This window comes from Geobacter psychrophilus (genome assembly GCF_056821595.1).
Map to the genome: position 1 here is coordinate 4,141,063 of NZ_JBXDTU010000004.1, position 18,269 is coordinate 4,159,331.

An 18,269-nucleotide genomic window follows, 5' to 3' on the forward strand; every position below is an offset into this window, starting at 1 on the left:
CGAAGGAGTTGCGTATACATGCCGAAAAGAACTGACATCAAGAAGATCCTCATCATCGGAGCCGGCCCGATTGTCATCGGCCAGGCCTGCGAATTTGATTATTCCGGAACCCAGGCCTGCAAGGCCTTGAAGGAAGAGGGGTATGAGGTGGTGCTGCTGAACAGCAACCCCGCCACCATCATGACCGACCCGGATTTTGCCGATCGGACCTATATCGAACCGGTTACCCCCGAGATCCTGGCCAAGATCATCGAAAAGGAGCGCCCCGACGCCATTCTGCCGACCCTGGGTGGACAGACCGCACTGAATACGGCTGTTTCAGTGGCCGAGATGGGGATTCTGGAAAAATTCAATGTTGAACTGATCGGCGCCAAGCTGCCGGCCATCAAGAAGGCCGAAGACCGGACGCTTTTCAAGGCCGCCATGGAAAAGATCGGACTGGCCGTGCCCGCATCCGGACTGGCCCACAACTATACCGAAGCCATGCAGGTCATAAAATCGATCGGCTTCCCGGCCATCATCCGCCCCTCCTTTACCCTGGGAGGTACCGGAGGCGGCATAGCCTATAACATGGAAGAGTACGAGAAGATGGCCCTGGCCGGTATCGATGCCTCGCCGACCGATGAGATTCTGATTGAGGAATCGGTCATTGGCTGGAAGGAGTATGAGCTGGAGGTGATGCGGGATACAGCCGATAACGTGGTGATTATCTGTTCGATTGAAAATTTTGATCCAATGGGGGTCCATACCGGCGATTCCATTACCGTGGCACCGGCCCAGACCCTGACCGACAAGGAATACCAGATCCTGCGGGATGCCTCACTCAAAATCATCCGTGAGATCGGCGTGGATACGGGAGGCTCCAACATCCAGTTCGGCATCAATCCGACCAACGGCCGCCTGGTTGTCATCGAGATGAACCCGCGTGTGTCCCGCTCCTCGGCGCTGGCCTCCAAGGCCACCGGTTTTCCGATTGCCAAGATCGCGGCCAAACTGGCTGTCGGCTATACACTGGATGAAGTCACCAACGATATTACCCGCGAAACCCCGGCCTGTTTCGAACCGACCATCGATTACGTTGTAACCAAGATACCGCGTTTCACCTTCGAAAAATTTCCGGCAGCCGATGCCACCCTGACGACCCAGATGAAGTCGGTTGGTGAGGTCATGGCTATCGGCAGGACATTCAAGGAGTCGTTCCAAAAGGCCTTGCGCTCGCTTGAAATCGGTGTTTCCGGCTTTGATTCTCGTCTGTTCGACCTGGGGGCCGAGACCCGTCGGGCACTGACCGCCAAGGAACAGCAACTGCTGCTGGAAAAACTGCGCGTGCCCAATTGGGAGCGGCTGTGGTATGTGGGGGATGCCCTGCGCAGCGGCATGACGGTGGCTGAAATCAACACGCATACCGCCATCGATCCCTGGTTTCTGCACAATATCCTCCAGATTGTCGAAAAGGAAGACGAACTGAAGCGGATTGCACCGGCGTCGATCTCCCGGCAGCAGCTGCGTGAGGCCAAGCAGTTCGGTTTTTCCGATAAAACCCTGGCCAAACTCTGGAGCATGTCTGAGGATGATGTCCGTGCCCTGCGCCATTCCTTGGGGGTCCTACCGGTCTACAAGCGGGTTGATACCTGTGCTGCAGAATTTGAGGCCTATACCCCTTATATGTACTCTACCTATGAAGATGAGTGCGAAGCCGAACCGACCGACCGCAAGAAGATCATCATCCTAGGTGGTGGGCCGAACAGGATCGGCCAGGGCATTGAGTTTGATTACTGCTGCGTGCATGGGGTTTTTGCCCTGGCAGAGGATGGTTACGAAACCATCATGGTTAACTGCAACCCCGAAACCGTTTCTACAGATTATGATACTTCGGATCGCCTGTATTTTGAGCCGCTGACCTTGGAAGACGTGCTGGCGATTGTCGCTGTTGAGAAACCGGTCGGTGTGATCGTGCAGTTCGGAGGTCAGACGCCGCTCAAGCTGGCCGTGGCCCTGGAGAAAGCAGGTGTGCCGATTATCGGCACCTCGCCCGATGCCATCGACCGGGCCGAGGACCGCGAACGTTTTCAGGAGATGCTGTACAAGCTGGGGTTGCGTCAGCCGGAGAACGGCATGGCCCGTTCCTTTGAGGATGCCGAGAAGGTAGCCGACCGTGTCGGCTATCCGGTAGTAGTACGCCCTTCTTATGTACTGGGTGGCCGGGCCATGGAGATTGTCTACGATGTGGACAACCTGCGCCGCTACATGACCACCGCTGTGCTGGCATCACCCGAACATCCCATTCTGATCGACAAGTTTCTGGATGAGGCCATTGAGATCGATGTGGATGCGCTCTGTGACGGCACTGAGGTGGTGATCGGCGGGATTATGGAGCACATCGAAGAGGCCGGTATCCACTCGGGTGACTCGGCCTGTTCTCTGCCGCCGTACTCGATCTCCGACGAACTGGTGGCCGAGATCCGCCGCCAGACTGTTATGATGGCGCTGGAATTGAATGTTAAAGGGCTGATGAACGTGCAGTATGCCATCAAGGATGGCGACGTTTATATCCTTGAGGTTAACCCGCGAGCTTCCCGCACTTCACCCTTTGTATCCAAGGCCACCGGTCGCCCACTGGCAAAAATCGCCGCCCGGGTCATGGCGGGTAAGACACTGAAAGAATTGGGTGTGTCCGGCGACATCATTCCCAAGCATATCTCTGTTAAGGAGTCAGTCTTTCCGTTTGTCAAATTCCCCGGTGTGGATACGCTGCTGGGACCGGAGATGAAATCAACCGGAGAAGTGATGGGAATTGGCGACACCTTTGCGGAGGCCTTTGCCAAGGCGCAACTGGGCGCCAACGTCAAGTTGCCTCTGACCGGCAATGCCTTCATCAGCGTGCGGGACGCGGACAAGAAACATGTTGTCTCTGCGGCGGAAAAGTTGTATAAAAACGGTTTCGGCATCATGGCTACCGGCGGTACTGCAACCTATCTCATCGAGAAGGGTATTCCGGTCAAGCGTGTCAACAAGGTCCTTGAGGGTCGCCCCCACATCGTGGATGCCATCAAAAACGGTGAGGTCAGTCTGGTGCTCAATACAACTCATGGGCCACAGGCGGTAGCCGATTCATTTTCCATTCGTCGGGAAGCACTGATGCATAACATTGCCTATTACACAACCGTGGCAGGCGCTAAAGCGGTAGTGGACAGCATTGTGGCACTGAAAAAACAGGAATTGGGCGTTAAGGCCTTGCAGGACTATTTAGGACTGGATGTATCGAAATAAGCGTTGAGGAGCTGATAGATAGATGTCTCATTCAATACCGTTGACAAAAGAGAGCCATGAGGCGCTGCAGGAAGAGCTGAAACGGCTCATTCGCGTGGAACGCCCGAAAGTGATTCAGGATATTGCAGAGGCGCGTGCGCACGGAGACCTTTCTGAGAATGCTGAGTATGATGCTGCCAAGAACCGTCAAGGTTTTATTGAAGGCAGAATCCAGGAAATTAACGGGAAGCTAGCCCGTGCGTATGTGGTGGACCTGTCCAATATGAATCCGGATAAAGTCGTATTTGGCTGCACGGTTACACTCTATGATACTGCTACTGAAGAGGAAATTACCTACAAAATTGTAGGTGAAGACGAGGCCGACATCAAGTTGGGCAAGATATCCTGCACATCTCCGGTGGGTAAGGCCTTGATTGGGCACAAGCTGGATGATTCGGTCAAGGCTTCTGTACCTTCAGGTGTCAGGGAATACGAGATTATTGACATTAAATACGAGTAAGGCTAAGGCCCGAAATAATGGGCATAACCCGTCTTTTTTGTATGTGGAATGCGAACCGGTCTTAAAACGGAAGGAGTTATCAATGGCGAACACGATTACAAAAGACATGACCTTTTTCGAAGTTATGCGGATGCATCCCGACGCAGTCAAGGTACTTCAAAAGCATAATCTGGGGTGCGTTGGTTGCATGGGCGCCCAGAATGAAAGCCTTGAACAGGGAGCTAATGCCCATGGACTGGATGTTGATGTGTTACTGAAGGATCTAAATGCAGTCGTCAAATGATTTCGTTGTACACCTGAAATGAAAATGCAAGCCCTCATGGTACTCCTGTGAGGGTTTTTATTTAAGTACTGATTGTTGTCACTGTGACTTGGGAATAGTTTGGTTTAAGGGAGCGTTTGCGAGGGTATGAACGCACGGCTTAATAATGACGGCAGTATTATCCTGCCTCTGGAAATCAGGGTCGCTCTTGGTGTGTCATCCGGTGATGAGATAACTTTTGTGCCTTGTGAAGGGGGTTTTAAGCTGTTACGTTTTGTCGACCCCACCACCCAAGATGTTTCTGAACTCATTACGTCGCCGTCCAAGCCTGCTGGAACGGTCGGACTCAAGGAGGCAATTGCCAGGAAAAATCTTCAGACCCCCATGCAGTTTATCAAAGGGGTGGGGCCGAAACTCACCGAATTGCTGTCCAAACGGGGGGTGACAACAGTCGAGGATGCCTTGTATCTGCTGCCGCACCGCTATGAAGACCGGCGCGAGGTGCAATCTGTTGCGCGATTGCGTCCCGGCGTTGTGGAGGTCTTTTCAGGAAAGGTACTTTCCGCCGACCTGACCTCCACCAAGGGAGGGCGTCGTTTTTTTGAGGCCGTCGTTGGAGATGATAGCGGCAGCGTGACACTGAAATGGTTTAATGGTAACCCGACGTTTATGAAACGGGTCTGGCGGATCGGTCGTGTTGGGCTTTTTACCGGTGAGGTTTCCCAGTTCGGATATCAGCGTGAGGTTCACCATCCCGATGTGGAGTGGCTTGAAGAGGGCAAACAGCTGGAAGACGCCCTGGCAGCGGACCCGGTCAATTTCGGCAGGATAGTTCCTGTCTATCCGTTGACTGAAGGGCTCAGCCAAAAGATCATGAGACGGGTCATGAAAGAGGTTGTGGATGGGTATCTTCCGTTTGTTCAGGAATTGATCCCCGGGCATATCCTTGAACCGTTGAACCTGCCCGGAGTGCGTGAAGCATTGCGTGCCGTCCATCTTCCGCCGGTCGAAATGGGTATGGAAATCTTGAATGAAGGCCGGACACCGTCACACCGCGCCTTGGCATTTGACGAGTTTTTCTTCTGGGAACTGGGATTGGCGTTGAAAAAGCGTGGGGTAACACTGGAAAAAGGCATTGCCTTTCAGGTCAGCCACCGTTATACCAAACAGCTGGTCAAACTGCTGCCCTTTGAATTGACTCCTGCCCAGCGGCGGGTGTTGTCCGAAATAAAGAACGATATGATGTCACCCCATCCCATGCACCGCCTGGTGCAGGGGGATGTTGGCTGCGGCAAGACGCTGGTTGCCCTGATGGCTGCCCTGGTAGCGGTCGAGAACGGATATCAGGTTGCCATTATGGCCCCGACCGAAATCCTGGCTGAGCAGCACTGGCTCACGATTCACCGCTGGTGTGCTGATCTGGGTATCGAAACGGTCCTGCTTACGGCAGGGATGAAGGGTAAATCCAAGAGCGAGGCCTTGGCCCGGGTGGCTGACGGTCATGCCCAGATTGTGATTGGTACACACGCGGTCATCCAGGAAAAGGTAGAATTTGCCCGTCTGGGTCTGGGGATTATCGATGAACAGCACCGTTTCGGCGTTCTGCAACGCGGAATCCTCAGGAAAAAAGGGCTTAATCCCGATATCCTGGTCATGACCGCTACACCGATTCCGCGCACCCTGGCCATGACCCTGTTCGGTGATCTTTCCCTGTCGGTGATTGACGAACTGCCGCCGGGTCGATCGCCGGTGGAAACACGGATATTTTTTGAATCACGACGTTCCCAGGCCTATGACATCGTCCGGGATGAAGTCGCAAAGGGGCATCAGGCCTATGTTATCTATCCGCTGGTGGAAGAAACTGAAAAGTCTGATCTGAAGGCGGCCGCTCAGATGGCTGATCTTCTTGATCAGCAGGTATTTCCCGATCTGCGGGTCGGTCTGCTGCACGGCCGGATGAGCCCGGATGAGAAAGAGCTCGTCATGAAGGCTTTCAAGGCCCGTGAAGTGGATATCCTTGTGGCTACGACGGTGATTGAGGTGGGTATCGATGTCCCCAATGCCACGCTGATGATTATCGAACATGCTGAACGGTTCGGTCTTTCCCAGTTGCACCAGTTACGGGGCCGGGTAGGACGCGGGAGTGCACAATCACGTTGTATTCTGCTGACCCCGGGCAGGATGTCGGAGGATGGGGAGAAACGCTTGCGGGTGATGGAGGCTACGGCCGATGGTTTCCGCATTGCCGAGGCCGATTTGGAGATTCGCGGTCCCGGAGACTTTCTCGGTACGCGGCAATCAGGCATGCCTGATTTCAGGGTTGCCAATATTCTTCGCGACGGCGCACTCCTTGAACATGCCCGGCAGGCGGCCTTTGAGCTGCTTGAGTCAGACAGCGAGCTTTCCGCTCCGGGACATGTCAGCTTGCGGCAGGAATTGCTGCGTCGCTGGGGACACCGTCTGGAACTGGCAGCTATCGGTTAGCAAGTTAGAAGATATTTACTGCCATTTTCCGGCAGAAAATATCTTCGTTAATGCGCTAATCCTGTGTATAAGGGTTAGGATGAAAGGGTGCGATGCGTATACTTGATGGTTCAAACATAGGTATACAACAGTTTGCAGGGTCCGTTGTGACTATCGGCAATTTCGATGGCGTACATCGCGGCCATGCCGAATTATTTCGGAACCTGCAAGACCGAGGTGCCCGCATGGGACTGCCAGCGGTTGTAGTCACCTTTGAACCTCACCCACTGGCGGTCCTGGCTCCCGAGGCGGCACCCCCCCTGATCACAACCTTTTCCCAGAAGGTGGAGCTGATACAGCAAGCCGGTATCGAAAGCCTTGTGGTGATCCGGTTCACCCGTGAATTTTCCCGGTTACCGGCCGAGACATTTGTGCGTTCCCATCTCTGTCATGCCTTGGGAATGCGTCATATTGTCATCGGTCATGATTATGCATTTGGTCGGAACCGTTCGGGCAATTATGCCACATTGACCGACTTGGGAGCTGAGTGCGGTTTTACGGTTGAGGATCTCGAACCGATCGGGGATGAAGGCAGAATTTTCAGCAGCAGTCTGGCCCGTCGTCTGATCGGTGGTGGTGACATGTCAGAGGCTGCATCCATTCTGGGCAGATATCATGTTATTTCCGGCAGGGTGGTACATGGTCGTGAAATCGGAACCAGGATCGGTTTTCCCACGGCCAACATTGTTTCGGAAAATGAATTGATACCCCCTGATGGTGTCTACGCGGTCATGGTCACTGTTGGGGATCAACTGATACAAGGTGCCTGCAACATCGGATCAAATCCGACCTTTGAAGGCAGCCATCGAACCATTGAGGTGTTTCTGCTGGATTATTCCGGCCAGCTCTACGACAGCACCCTTGCGCTCAGTTTTGTCCAGCGTCTGCGGGACGTTAAAAAATTCCCTGATACCGAAACTCTGATACGGGCCATTACTCATGATGTCGCAGTGACAAGAACCGTGCTGTCAACTGCTGACAGGGACATGGTCAAACCGCTGCTCGGAACGTCACCATGGGGGATAGAGTGAAAAAAGGCCTGGATATCAAATTCTGGCTTGGCATCGCTGTCAGTGTGTTCTTCATGGCTTTGCTGTTCAGAAAGATTGATTTTGATCAGCTCTGGTCGGCATTGGCAAGAGTGGATTACCGCTATATCCTGCTGGCAGTTGTATGTACCTTTTTCAGTTATTTTTTGAGGTCGGTCCGCTGGCAGTACCTGCTGATCCCCGAGAAACGTATCCCGCTCTCCTCGCTCTATCCGGCCACGATTATAGGCTACATGGCCAATAACCTTCTTCCGGCGCGTCTTGGTGAGTTTGTACGGGCATTTGTTCTGGCGCAGCGGGAAGGATTGCAGACGCCGACTGTTTTTGCTTCGCTGGTGATTGACCGCCTGTTTGATGGTTTTACGGTCATGCTGATCCTCTTGTTCACGCTATTCACCCTGCGGTTGCCCCAGGGTTTGTCTGAAGCGGAGACACTGCTGCGTACCGGTGGAATGGTAACATTCTTACTGTATGCTGGAGTTGTTGCATTTCTTATTTTGTTGAAACGTCAAACCATGCGGACCCTGTCATGGACAGGGGTTCTGTTGAAACCTTTCCCGCAAAAACTGTCGGACCGTATAATCCCCTTACTCGGCTCGTTCATCGGCGGTATCAGGATGTCTTCCAAGGGGGGGCATATTGCAGCGGTGCTGGCGTCATCCCTGGCTATCTGGATATTTTGTGTTATTCCGGTAGACTTGGTGCTGCAGGGTTTTGGTATCCAGCTCCCCATTACCGCTGCCATGTTCATACTGGTTCTGCTGGTGTTTGCCGTAATGGTGCCGGCATCACCTGGATTTATAGGCACCTATCATTATGCCTGTTTCAAGGGGCTTTCCGCCTTCGGTATTGAAGCGTCGATTTCTGTCAGCATAGCACTGGTCATCCATGGCATATCATTTTTTCCGGTGATTATTGCCGGCTTCTACTATCTCTGGAGAAACAAGATATCTTTGAGCATGGTTCGAAAGGCTGGTGATTCAGCTTGATAAAATCAAAATCTGTTGTACGCAACCCAATTAAATACCTGGACATACATGTAGTTCTGTCCGTTGTGATTCCATTTGCCGTGTATATGGCAACCCTGGCACCTTCGGTCACTTTTTTTGACAGCGGTGAATTTCTTACTGCAACGGCTTCGCTGGGGTCGGCACACTCTCCCGGTTATCCGCTCTTCCTGATGTACGCAAAAATGTTTACTTGGATCCCGCTTGGAAATGTAGCATTTCGAGTCAATATGGCCACGGCCTTTTCATCTTCACTGGCGTGTCTTGGTGTCTATCTCTTGACGGTCGCTCTATTAAAGCAAGAGCAGCTCACCGAAAACGAGAAGCTTTCTGCTTTTATAGTGAAAACCTCTGCCTTGGCTGCTGCGGTGGCATTTTCAGTTACTCCGCGGCTCTGGTTGCAGTCAAATCACGACAAGCCATATCCGCTGTTGGCATTCATGACGGCCATAATTTTCTACCTGTTGCTGAAATGGAGGGAACAGTACGCATGTGGTGAAGAACGTCCCGCCTATGTGTATGTCTGTACGTTTCTGGCCGGTCTGGCTATGGCGCTTCACCAGTCAGTCGTACTGCTGCTGCCGGCCTGGATTATGCTGATTGTTCTGGCTGACTGGCGCATGATCACCAGGGTTAAAGAACTGGTTCTCGCCACCGCATTTGCTCTGGTCGGGTTCTCTGTGCATCTCTATCTGCCGATGCGTGCGACTCAGAATCCTTTGCTGAACTGGGGCGATGCCAAGACATCCACCCAGTTTCTCTGGCATTTTCTGCGCAAAGGATATCCGGAAGACCCGCACTCGCGCGATGCCGCATTACTGTTGGCACAGGTCAAGGCGTTCAATATCCCCCGCGAGTTCACATGGCTGGGCGTCGCACTCGTGCTGTTTGCGCTCTACTGTCTCTGGAAACGGCAACGGCACATTGTGGTGGCATATCTTGCAGCAGTGTGTACCTTTCTTCTCTATATTGCAGGCTACCTGAATACGGTTCCCGATATGATCTTCCTGACGGAAGAGTTTTTTACACCCCTCTATCTACTGACCGCGGTACTGGTTGGTGTCGGACTCTTCCATGTACTTGCATATGCCATCCGTAATGCACGACTACCGGAATGCTACGATTTCAAGGTGTATGTCCTGATTGCCATCATGCTGTTTTCACTGCCGGTTTCGCTCTGTGCGGTCAATTACTATGAAAACGATCAGCACAACAACTATATTGCCTACGATTATGCCACCAATTCCTTACGTTCATTGCCTCAAAATGCGGTCATGTTCACCTGGGGAGACAGCGGTGCCTTCCCGCTCTGGTATCTTCAGGGTGTTGAACGCATGCGGGAAGATCTGGATCTTCCGCATACCCCCCATATTGTGTTCGATTGGTACCTTGATTCCATGCCGCGTGTTTTCAAGAACAGCAACCTGAGGATGTATGATATTCAGACCATAGCTCCCGAAACAAGTCTGCGTATCGCCATAACTGATTTGATTGATCAGCGTCCTGTCTACATCGACTTTTCGACCCGCTATTCGGTCACATTCAATGATTTCATTCCGGTTCAAAAAGGCATTGTCTACCGAATCCGCAGTATCAATGAGCCGGGAGGGTTGCCAGATGTTTCCGTGTGGGAAAATTATAACAACCGCGGTATCTTGGAAAAAATTTCGTTTCTTGATCTTGACACCGGCAAAGCGATCCTGATTTACGCCAACAGCTACCTCGAAGCCGGTGAGTTTCTGTTGAGTATCGGCAGGGTTGACATGGGAAAACAGATGCTCAACAAAGCGGTTCAGATATCCCCTGAGATGAAGGCACCCACCCAGCAGGTGCTGATGCGTTTCGGTGTTGCGAGGTAGTCCGTGAGTAAACAGCCACGTGGTACAACTAAAATTCTTGCTATCATCGGGTACCCGGTCAGGCATTCATTGTCACCTTTAATGCAGAATGCCGCTTTGCAGGCCTGCGGTCTGGATTATATCTATGTCCCGTTCGAAGTCTCATCTGAAAATCTCGGTGCTGCAATCAGCGGATTAAAGGCATTGGGAGTGGCAGGCTTCAATGTGACTATCCCGCACAAGACCGCAGTCATGATGCATCTGGATGACCTTGATGAAAGTGCTGTTGCAGCCGGTGCTGTCAATACCGTCAAAAACGTTTCCGGTCGGTTGATTGGCTACAACACCGATGGAGATGGCTTGGTCAGGTCACTTGCAGAAGACCTTGATTTTGATCCACGGAACAGTTCCGTTGCCATTATCGGCGCCGGCGGTGCGGCCCGGGGGGCTATTGAAGCATTATGCCGAGCGGGTGCCAGGCACATTATCATAGCCAATCGAACACATGACAGGGCCTCCAAGCTTGCCTCCGCCATGTCAGCCGGATTTCCCGGCACCGAATTATCGTCGGCAGCCGGATACGAAGAGCTGCAGCAGAGTCTGCCTCAAATCGATTTACTCATCAATACTACGTCGCTTGGCATGAATCGTGAAAATATCCCGTGTCTGCGGTTGAATACCTTGCCACAAACGGCCAAGGTGTACGATATGGTTTACTCCCCGCGTATCACTCCGCTACTGTTAGAAGCTTCTGCGGTGGGGCTTAGGGGAGCCAATGGTTTTGGTATGCTGGCTGCGCAAGGGGAATTGGCCTTCACAATCTGGACCGGAGAAATTCCGCCATCCGGCTTGATGAGAGCTACTCTTGAAGCCATTTGTGCAGTCTAACAACAGCTTGACAACGAGTGTCAATCCGCCTAAAATCGCGCAATCAAACGTTCCCGGGGGACACATGCAGTCAAACCGACTGGGAGAAATTCTGGTTAAAAACAATCTGATCGCTCGCGATCAGCTTGATAAAGCTCTCGAAGAACAGAAACTCTCAGGCGGCCAGGCGCGCCTTGGGTCAATTCTTATCAAGCAAAATCTCATCAGTGAACAAAATCTCACCTCATTTTTATCCAAACAGTTCGGTGTTCCCACTGTCAACCTTTCTGATTACGAAATTGATGCAGCCGTTATCAAGCTAATTCCACCGGAAGTTGTACAGAAATATCAGCTCGTCCCCGTTAACAGGGCTGGGGCCACGTTGATTGTCGCCGTCAGTGATCCTTCAAACCTCTTTGCCATTGAAGACATCAAGTTCATGACCGGGTACAACGTCGAGATGGTAGTTGCATCTGAAAGTGCCATCAAGGCAACCATCGACAAGCATTATGACCAGTCAGCCTCGTTGGCTGATGTCATGGGCGATATGGATCTGGAAGATCTGGAGATTGTCGGTGATGACGATGATGTTGATGTTACCTCTCTGGAAAGGGCCACGGAGGATGCACCGGTTGTAAAAATGGTCAATGCCATTCTCCAAGATGCCATCAGGAAAAAAGCCAGTGATATACATATTGAACCGTACGAACGGCTCTTTCGGGTTCGCTATCGGATCGACGGAATACTTTACGAGGTGATGAAGCCACCTATTAAGCTGAAAAATGCCATCACGTCCCGCATCAAGATCATGGCTGAACTGGATATTGCTGAACGCCGTCTTCCCCAAGATGGACGCATCAAGATAAAACTCGGTGGCGGAAAGGATATGGACTTCCGTGTTTCATGTCTGCCGACGCTATTTGGCGAGAAGATCGTTATGCGTCTTCTGGACAAGGGCAATCTGCAAACGGATTTGACCAAACTGGGATATGAGCCTGAGGCCTTGGCGCATTTCATGCGGGAAATCCATAAACCCTTCGGCATGGTGCTGGTTACCGGTCCAACCGGTAGCGGTAAAACGGTTTCTCTCTATTCGGCCATAGCCGAACTGAATAAAGTCTCCGAGAATATATCAACGGCAGAAGACCCGGTCGAATTCAACTTTGCCGGGATCAACCAGTGTCAGATGCATGAGGATATCGGTCTTAATTTTGCGGCCGCACTGCGTTCATTTTTACGGCAGGATCCTGATATCATCATGATCGGTGAGATTCGTGACTTCGAAACGGCGGAAATAGCTGTCAAGGCTGCCTTAACCGGGCACATGGTTCTTTCAACCCTGCACACCAATGACGCCCCGGCAACTATTAATCGACTGCTCAATATGGGTATTGAACCTTTTCTGGTAGCCTCTGCTGTTAACCTGATCACTGCCCAACGGCTGGCTCGTCGCGTGTGTGCTGAATGCAAGGCCCCTGAGGATATTCCGGCACAGGCGCTGATTGATGCCGGAGTTTCTCCTGAAGATGCACCGACCTATGTCTGTATGAAAGGCAAGGGTTGCACGGTATGCAACAACACCGGATATAAGGGCAGGGTAGGTTTTTACCAGGTCATGCCGATGCTGGAGGAAATCAGGGAATTGATCCTCAATGGTGCCAATACAGCAGAAATAAAGCGTGAGTCCATGCGACTTGGTATCAAAACCATGCGGCAATCAGGACTGACCAAGCTGAAGGAAGGTGTTACGTCCTTTGAAGAGGTATTACGCGTGACGATATCCGATGACTAGAGAGGTACTACATGCTTAATCTTCACCAATTGCTGAAGATCCTCGTTGAGTCCAACGGGTCAGATCTCCATATTTCCACAAATACACCTCCGCAGATTCGTGTTGACGGCAAGATGACCCCTCTTGACTTCCCTCCTTTGAATCAGGTTGAAACCAAGCAACTCTGCTACAGCGTACTGACAGACGCCCAGAAGCACAAGTTTGAAGAGGAAAATGAACTTGATCTCTCCTTTGGAGTCAAGGGACTTTCGCGATTCAGGGGCAATGTCTTCATCCAGCGTGGGGCAGTGGCTGGTGTTTTTCGAGTCATCCCCTATAAGATCATGACGTTTGAAGAACTGAATCTTCCACCCGTTGTGTCTGAACTGGCAGCAAAACCCCGGGGTCTGATCCTGGTTACCGGTCCCACCGGCAGCGGAAAGTCAACGACACTGGCTTCCATTATTGATTATATCAATATATCCCGTCATGAACATATCGTTACGATCGAAGACCCGATTGAATATCTCCATCCTCATAAAGGCTGTCTGGTCAACCAGCGCGAAGTTGGGGCTGATACAAAAAGTTTCAAGAACGCCCTGAAATATATTTTGCGTCAGGACCCGGATGTTGTCCTGGTAGGAGAGCTTCGCGACCTCGAAACCATTGAAGCGGCCTTGACACTAGCTGAAACCGGACATCTCTGTCTTGCCACATTGCACACCAACTCCTGCGCCCAGACCATCAACCGCATAGTCGATGTCTTTCCCCCGTATCAACAGACCCAGATCCGTGCCCAACTGTCGTTTGTGCTTGAAGGTGTCATGTCTCAGGCACTGATGCCCAAGATGAATTCAAAGGGGCGAATCATGGCACTTGAAATCATGGTACCAAATCCTGCCATACGTAACCTGATTCGAGAGGATAAGGTCCACCAGATTTATTCCCAGATGCAGGTTGGCCAGGAGAAATTCGGCATGCAGACCATGAACCAGTCGCTGAGTTCATTGGTTAACAAACGTCTGATATCCCTCGAAGAGGCGCTTGGCCGTTCATCAGACACAGACGAGCTTAAACAGATGATCAGTAATTCGTCGGCTGGCATGCAACGTCGTCCGATGGGACGTTGATAACTATTACAAGGAGAAAGCTCTATGCCGAAATATAACTGGGAAGCGCGTACCAAGACAGGCGGGTCACAGAAGGGTGTGATTGAGGCTGCAAATGTGGAAATGGTGGAAGCCCAGCTGAAAAAATTTGGTTTTACAAATATTGCTATTTCCGAGGCGGTCAAAGGACTCAGTTTCAAGCTTCCCAAATTCGGTGGTGGCGGAAAGATCGCAACCAAGGATCTGGTTATCTTTACCCGTCAGTTTGCTACCATGATCGACTCCGGTCTGCCGCTGGTGCAGTGCCTTGAGATTCTGGCCAGCCAGCAGGAGAACAAGGCCTTTCAGGACATCCTCTACAAGGTAAAGGAGAGTGTCGAAAGCGGTTCCACCTTTGCCGATGCCCTCGGAAAGCATCCCAAGGCATTTGATCAACTCTTCGTCAACCTGGTTGCAGCCGGTGAGGTCGGCGGTATTCTCGATACGATTTTGCAGCGTTTGGCGGCCTATATTGAAAAGGCGGAAAAGCTGAAAAAACAGATCAAAGGTGCCATGGTCTACCCGATAACCATTATGTCTATAGCAGTAGTCGTCGTGGGTGTTATCCTGGTTTTCGTCATCCCGACCTTTGCCAAGATGTTTGCAGATTTCGGAGGAGAACTTCCCGCCCCTACTCGTTTTGTGATTGCACTCAGTAATTTTCTGTCCAAATATATTATTGTTATTATTGCTGCTAGTTACGGCATCATCTGGTTGATAAAAAAATACTATTCAACTCCGATCGGCCAAAAGAATATCGATCGCATGGCTCTTAGGGCTCCTATCGCCGGTCCGCTGATCCGTAAAGTTGCGGTAGCCAAATTTACCCGTACACTTGGCACCATGGTCAGTTCCGGTGTTCCGATCATGGATGGTCTGGAGATCGTAGCCAAAACTGCCGGTAACAAGATTGTCGAAGAGGCGATCTACGGTGTCCGCCAAGCTATATCCGAGGGTAAGACTATGGCCGAGCCATTGGCCGCCTGTGGTGTCTTTCCACCGATGGTGGTACAGATGATTGCCGTTGGTGAGGCCACTGGCGCCATGGATGCCATGTTGAACAAGATCGCCGACTTCTATGATGATGAGGTAGATGATGCCGTTGGCGCCATGACCGCCATGATGGAGCCCCTGTTGATGGTGTTTCTCGGGACTGCAGTCGGTGGTCTGGTTGTTGCCATGTACCTGCCGATCTTCAAGCTGGCGGGGGCTGTTGGCGGATAGGCATGGGTCCTGATCGAAGGCTCAGGTTCTTCATCTATGCCAGGATAGTGGTATCTTTTCTGTTCCTGGCATCAACAATTCTGCTGAATTATCAGGAACCGGACTCAGCCCTGGATTATTTCCGTTCAGGAATAGTCTGGCTGATGGTGTTTTCCTTCCTGTTCTCGGTTGTATCGCATTTTGTTCTCAGATTCGGTAAATTCCGTTTTTTTGTCACCTACCTGCAGTCCATCTGGGATGTCCTTTTCGTAACGCTCCTGCTGCTGTTTACCGGTGGCATCCTTAGTCCTTATTCCTTCCTCTACCTGCTCTCCATTATGAATTCAGGTGTTCTGCTTGGGCGCCGTGAGGCACTCTACACGGCTGCCTTGTGCGGAATCCTGTATGGGGCGATTGTTGATTTCCAGTATTTCGGGATGCTTGAATCAATAGGACTCAGTCAGGCAGTTGCCCGTCAACTGGGAGAATCCCACCTCTTCTTTACAATTTTTCTCAACGTGATCGGCTTCGGAGTGACGGCCGTTATTACCGGTTTTCTTTCGGAGCGGGCGCGGGAGAGTGAGGCGGCACTGCAGGAAAATATTATCAATTATGAAGAGCTTTCCCTGCTGAATACACAGATAGTCTCCAATATCGAGACCGGTCTCCTGACGACAAACCCGCTTGGAAATATCAGGGTATTCAATCCCTATGCAGAATCCCTGACCGGTATTTCCCAGGAGGAGGCCTACGATAAACCGATCAGCTCTGTTTTTCCGGAATTGGCGCATCAATTTGAATCGGGTACCGATGTGATCCGTGGTGAGTTTGAGTATGTCACTCCGGACGGCCTGCGGATGATTCTTGGGTACAGTGCTGCCCAGTTTGAAAACAGCGAAAAAAACGGCGCCAGTGTTATCATAAACTTTCGGGACATCACCGGGATCCGGCGCATGGAAGAGGCGCTCAAGCGTGCAGACCGTTTGGTGGCTCTTGGCGAGCTTTCAGCCCGCATGGCACATGAGATACGAAATCCGCTGGCTGCAATGAGCGGCTCGGTTCAGATGCTGGCCGAGCATGGTTCGATTGTGGGTAACGATAGTCGCTTGCTTGAAATTGTGTTGCGTGAATCTGAACGCCTTAATAAGCTGATCACTGACTTTCTGGTATATGCCAGACCGCCATCGCCAGACAAGGTTGCTATTGATCTGAAGACAATGATTGAAGATATGCGACTTTTGCTGCTGGCCGACAGTCGCTTTGTAAACATTGAAACAATCAACCGTGTACCCTCGCATGTCATGATTCAAGCTGACCTGCATCAGATCAGCCAGGTTTTTTTGAATCTGCTGCACAATTCAGCCGATGCCATGCCTGACGGTGGTTCCATTATCATTGATGCGCGATATCAGCTGAGCGGCGCTAACGGTTTCCGCAAGTCCCCGGTAGTGCTTATTACAGTTGCAGATAACGGAAAGGGGATAGATGCGGAGACCGCCAAACATGTCTTTGAACCATTCTGGACCACAAAAGCTGACGGAACCGGTCTTGGACTTGCTATTGTCTACCGGATTATAGAGGCTCATGGCGGCTCCATCAGTGCTGATTCACCCGCGGATGGCGGCTGTCGCTTTACGATCATCCTGCCGGCGTAATCCTATGGCCATCCCGATTTCATACAGTATCCGCAATCTGCTCACCCGCCGCCTGACGACCTTTCTGACCGCTTCCGGAATGGCGCTGGTCGTATTCGTGTTTGCTTCCATTCTCATGCTTTCGGCGGGTCTGGAAAAGACCCTGATTGAAACCGGTTCTGAAGACAATGTCATTGTCACGCGCAAATCTGCCAATTCCGAAGTGCAAAGCGGGATAGAACGATTGCAGGCGTCCATTGTGGAGAGCGTTCCAGGCATTGCTACCGACAAGGATGGCAGCCCGCTTCTTGCTAAAGAACTGGTGGTACTGATCAGCCTCCCCAAGCGTGACAGTGCCAAGCCTGCCAACGTTGTTATTCGCGGTATCAGTCCCGCATCGATGAGGTTGCGGCCGCAGGTGCAACTTCAGGAAGGCCGTTTTCCCAACCCCGGTTCCACAGAGATCATGGCCGGCAGCAGCATTGCCAAGCGCTTCAAGGGTGCCGGAGTTGGCGAGTCGCTGCGTTTCGGCATGCGCGACTGGACTGTAGTCGGTATCTTTGATGCCGGAGCAACCGGTTTCAGTTCAGAGATATGGGGCGATGCCGTTCAGCTCATGCAGTCGTTCCGCCGCCCTGTGTATTCATCAATCACATTCAAACTTGCCAACAGCAGCGATTTTAAAGAGGTACAAGCCCGTCTGTACAAGGATCCGCGCCTGACAATCGATGTACGCCGGGAAACCCAGTATTACCGAGAACAATCGGAAGTCATGGCCAAATTTCTGCGCATTCTCGGATTATCCCTGACCATCATATTTTCCCTGGGTGCCATTATCGGTGCCATGATCACGATGTATGCCGCTGTAGCCAATCGCGTAGGAGAGATCGGCACATTGCGCGCGCTCGGTTTTCAACGCACCAGTATTCTGGTTTCCTTCCTGCTGGAAGCACTTTTTCTTGGCGGAATCGGTGGGGTAACCGGTCTTGTGTGCGCATCCTTCATGCAATTGATCACTATATCCACTATGAACTGGCAGACCTTTTCCGAACTGGCGTTTTCATTTACCCTTACAATTGATATTGCTTGTAAATCGCTTCTGTTCTCAATCCTGATGGGTTTTATCGGGGGTGTCATCCCGGCTGTTCGGGCAAGCCGACTCAAAATTGTTGATGCCCTGCGGGAAAGTTGACCAACC

Annotated in this window: 13 protein-coding genes; all 13 read left to right on the forward strand. The window is 51.7% G+C overall.

Annotation, left to right across the window (positions count from 1 at the left end; translation table 11 throughout):
- Positions 1-18: 18 nt before the first annotated feature.
- The 13 genes from carB (at position 19) to ACOCF6_RS21895 (ending at position 18,263) form a co-directional block, all read left to right on the forward strand.
- A complete protein-coding gene (gene carB / locus ACOCF6_RS21835; protein WP_482462439.1) occupies positions 19-3,270 on the forward strand; it encodes a carbamoyl-phosphate synthase large subunit in 3,252 nt (1,083 codons plus the stop codon).
- Between the two features lie 22 nt (positions 3,271-3,292).
- On the forward strand, positions 3,293-3,769 hold the full coding sequence (gene greA, locus ACOCF6_RS21840) for a transcription elongation factor GreA (protein ID WP_482462440.1): 477 nt from the start codon (positions 3,293-3,295) through the stop codon (positions 3,767-3,769).
- 82 nt (positions 3,770-3,851) lie between these two features.
- Positions 3,852-4,052 (forward strand): DUF1858 domain-containing protein, encoded by a 201-nt coding sequence (locus ACOCF6_RS21845; RefSeq protein WP_482462441.1) that lies wholly within the window; start codon positions 3,852-3,854, stop codon positions 4,050-4,052.
- A 126-nt stretch (positions 4,053-4,178) separates the two neighbouring features.
- A complete protein-coding gene (gene recG / locus ACOCF6_RS21850) occupies positions 4,179-6,515 on the forward strand; it encodes an ATP-dependent DNA helicase RecG (protein ID WP_482462442.1) in 2,337 nt (778 codons plus the stop codon).
- A 92-nt stretch (positions 6,516-6,607) separates the two neighbouring features.
- Entirely contained in the window at positions 6,608-7,585 is a 978-nt protein-coding gene (locus tag ACOCF6_RS21855) for a bifunctional riboflavin kinase/FAD synthetase (RefSeq protein ID WP_482462443.1), read from the forward strand.
- Positions 7,582-8,592: a lysylphosphatidylglycerol synthase transmembrane domain-containing protein gene (locus ACOCF6_RS21860; RefSeq protein ID WP_482462444.1), complete on the forward strand. Its 1,011-nt coding sequence runs from the start codon at positions 7,582-7,584 to the stop codon at positions 8,590-8,592. Before ACOCF6_RS21855 ends, ACOCF6_RS21860 begins: the two co-directional genes overlap by 4 nt.
- The gene (locus ACOCF6_RS21865) at positions 8,589-10,469 is read left to right on the forward strand and encodes a glycosyltransferase family 117 protein (protein ID WP_482462445.1); all 1,881 of its coding nucleotides are present in this window, start codon (positions 8,589-8,591) and stop codon (positions 10,467-10,469) included. Before ACOCF6_RS21860 ends, ACOCF6_RS21865 begins: the two co-directional genes overlap by 4 nt.
- Positions 10,470-10,472: 3 nt before the next feature.
- Positions 10,473-11,336 carry a shikimate dehydrogenase gene (gene aroE / locus ACOCF6_RS21870; protein WP_482462446.1) on the forward strand — a complete coding sequence of 288 codons (864 nt, stop codon included), beginning with the start codon at positions 10,473-10,475 and terminating at the stop codon, positions 11,334-11,336.
- Positions 11,337-11,400: 64 nt separating this feature from the next.
- Positions 11,401-13,107: a type IV-A pilus assembly ATPase PilB gene (gene pilB / locus ACOCF6_RS21875; protein ID WP_482462447.1), complete on the forward strand. Its 1,707-nt coding sequence runs from the start codon at positions 11,401-11,403 to the stop codon at positions 13,105-13,107.
- 11 nt (positions 13,108-13,118) lie between these two features.
- Positions 13,119-14,216, forward strand: a complete 1,098-nt coding sequence (locus ACOCF6_RS21880) for a type IV pilus twitching motility protein PilT (RefSeq protein WP_482462448.1) — start codon at positions 13,119-13,121, stop codon at positions 14,214-14,216.
- A gap of 24 nt (positions 14,217-14,240) precedes the next feature.
- Positions 14,241-15,458, forward strand: a complete 1,218-nt coding sequence (locus ACOCF6_RS21885; RefSeq protein WP_482462449.1) for a type II secretion system F family protein — start codon at positions 14,241-14,243, stop codon at positions 15,456-15,458.
- A 2-nt stretch (positions 15,459-15,460) separates the two neighbouring features.
- The gene (locus ACOCF6_RS21890) at positions 15,461-17,092 is read left to right on the forward strand and encodes a two-component system sensor histidine kinase NtrB (protein ID WP_482462450.1); all 1,632 of its coding nucleotides are present in this window, start codon (positions 15,461-15,463) and stop codon (positions 17,090-17,092) included.
- A 4-nt stretch (positions 17,093-17,096) separates the two neighbouring features.
- Positions 17,097-18,263: an ABC transporter permease gene (locus ACOCF6_RS21895; RefSeq protein WP_482462451.1), complete on the forward strand. Its 1,167-nt coding sequence runs from the start codon at positions 17,097-17,099 to the stop codon at positions 18,261-18,263.
- Positions 18,264-18,269 lie beyond the last annotated feature (6 nt).

Excerpts from the sequence above, each read along its gene's own strand:
- carB (WP_482462439.1), top strand. The coding sequence starts at position 19 with ATGCCGAAAAGAACTGACATCAAGAAGATCCTCATCATCGGAGCCGGC.
- greA (WP_482462440.1), top strand. The coding sequence starts at position 3,293 with ATGTCTCATTCAATACCGTTGACAAAAGAGAGCCATGAGGCGCTGCAG.
- ACOCF6_RS21845 (WP_482462441.1), top strand. The coding sequence starts at position 3,852 with ATGGCGAACACGATTACAAAAGACATGACCTTTTTCGAAGTTATGCGG.
- recG (WP_482462442.1), top strand. The coding sequence starts at position 4,179 with ATGAACGCACGGCTTAATAATGACGGCAGTATTATCCTGCCTCTGGAA.
- ACOCF6_RS21855 (WP_482462443.1), top strand. The coding sequence starts at position 6,608 with ATGCGTATACTTGATGGTTCAAACATAGGTATACAACAGTTTGCAGGG.
- pilB (WP_482462447.1), top strand. The coding sequence starts at position 11,401 with ATGCAGTCAAACCGACTGGGAGAAATTCTGGTTAAAAACAATCTGATC.
- ACOCF6_RS21880 (WP_482462448.1), top strand. The coding sequence starts at position 13,119 with ATGCTTAATCTTCACCAATTGCTGAAGATCCTCGTTGAGTCCAACGGG.
- ACOCF6_RS21885 (WP_482462449.1), top strand. The coding sequence starts at position 14,241 with ATGCCGAAATATAACTGGGAAGCGCGTACCAAGACAGGCGGGTCACAG.
- ACOCF6_RS21890 (WP_482462450.1), top strand. The coding sequence starts at position 15,461 with ATGGGTCCTGATCGAAGGCTCAGGTTCTTCATCTATGCCAGGATAGTG.
- ACOCF6_RS21895 (WP_482462451.1), top strand. The coding sequence starts at position 17,097 with ATGGCCATCCCGATTTCATACAGTATCCGCAATCTGCTCACCCGCCGC.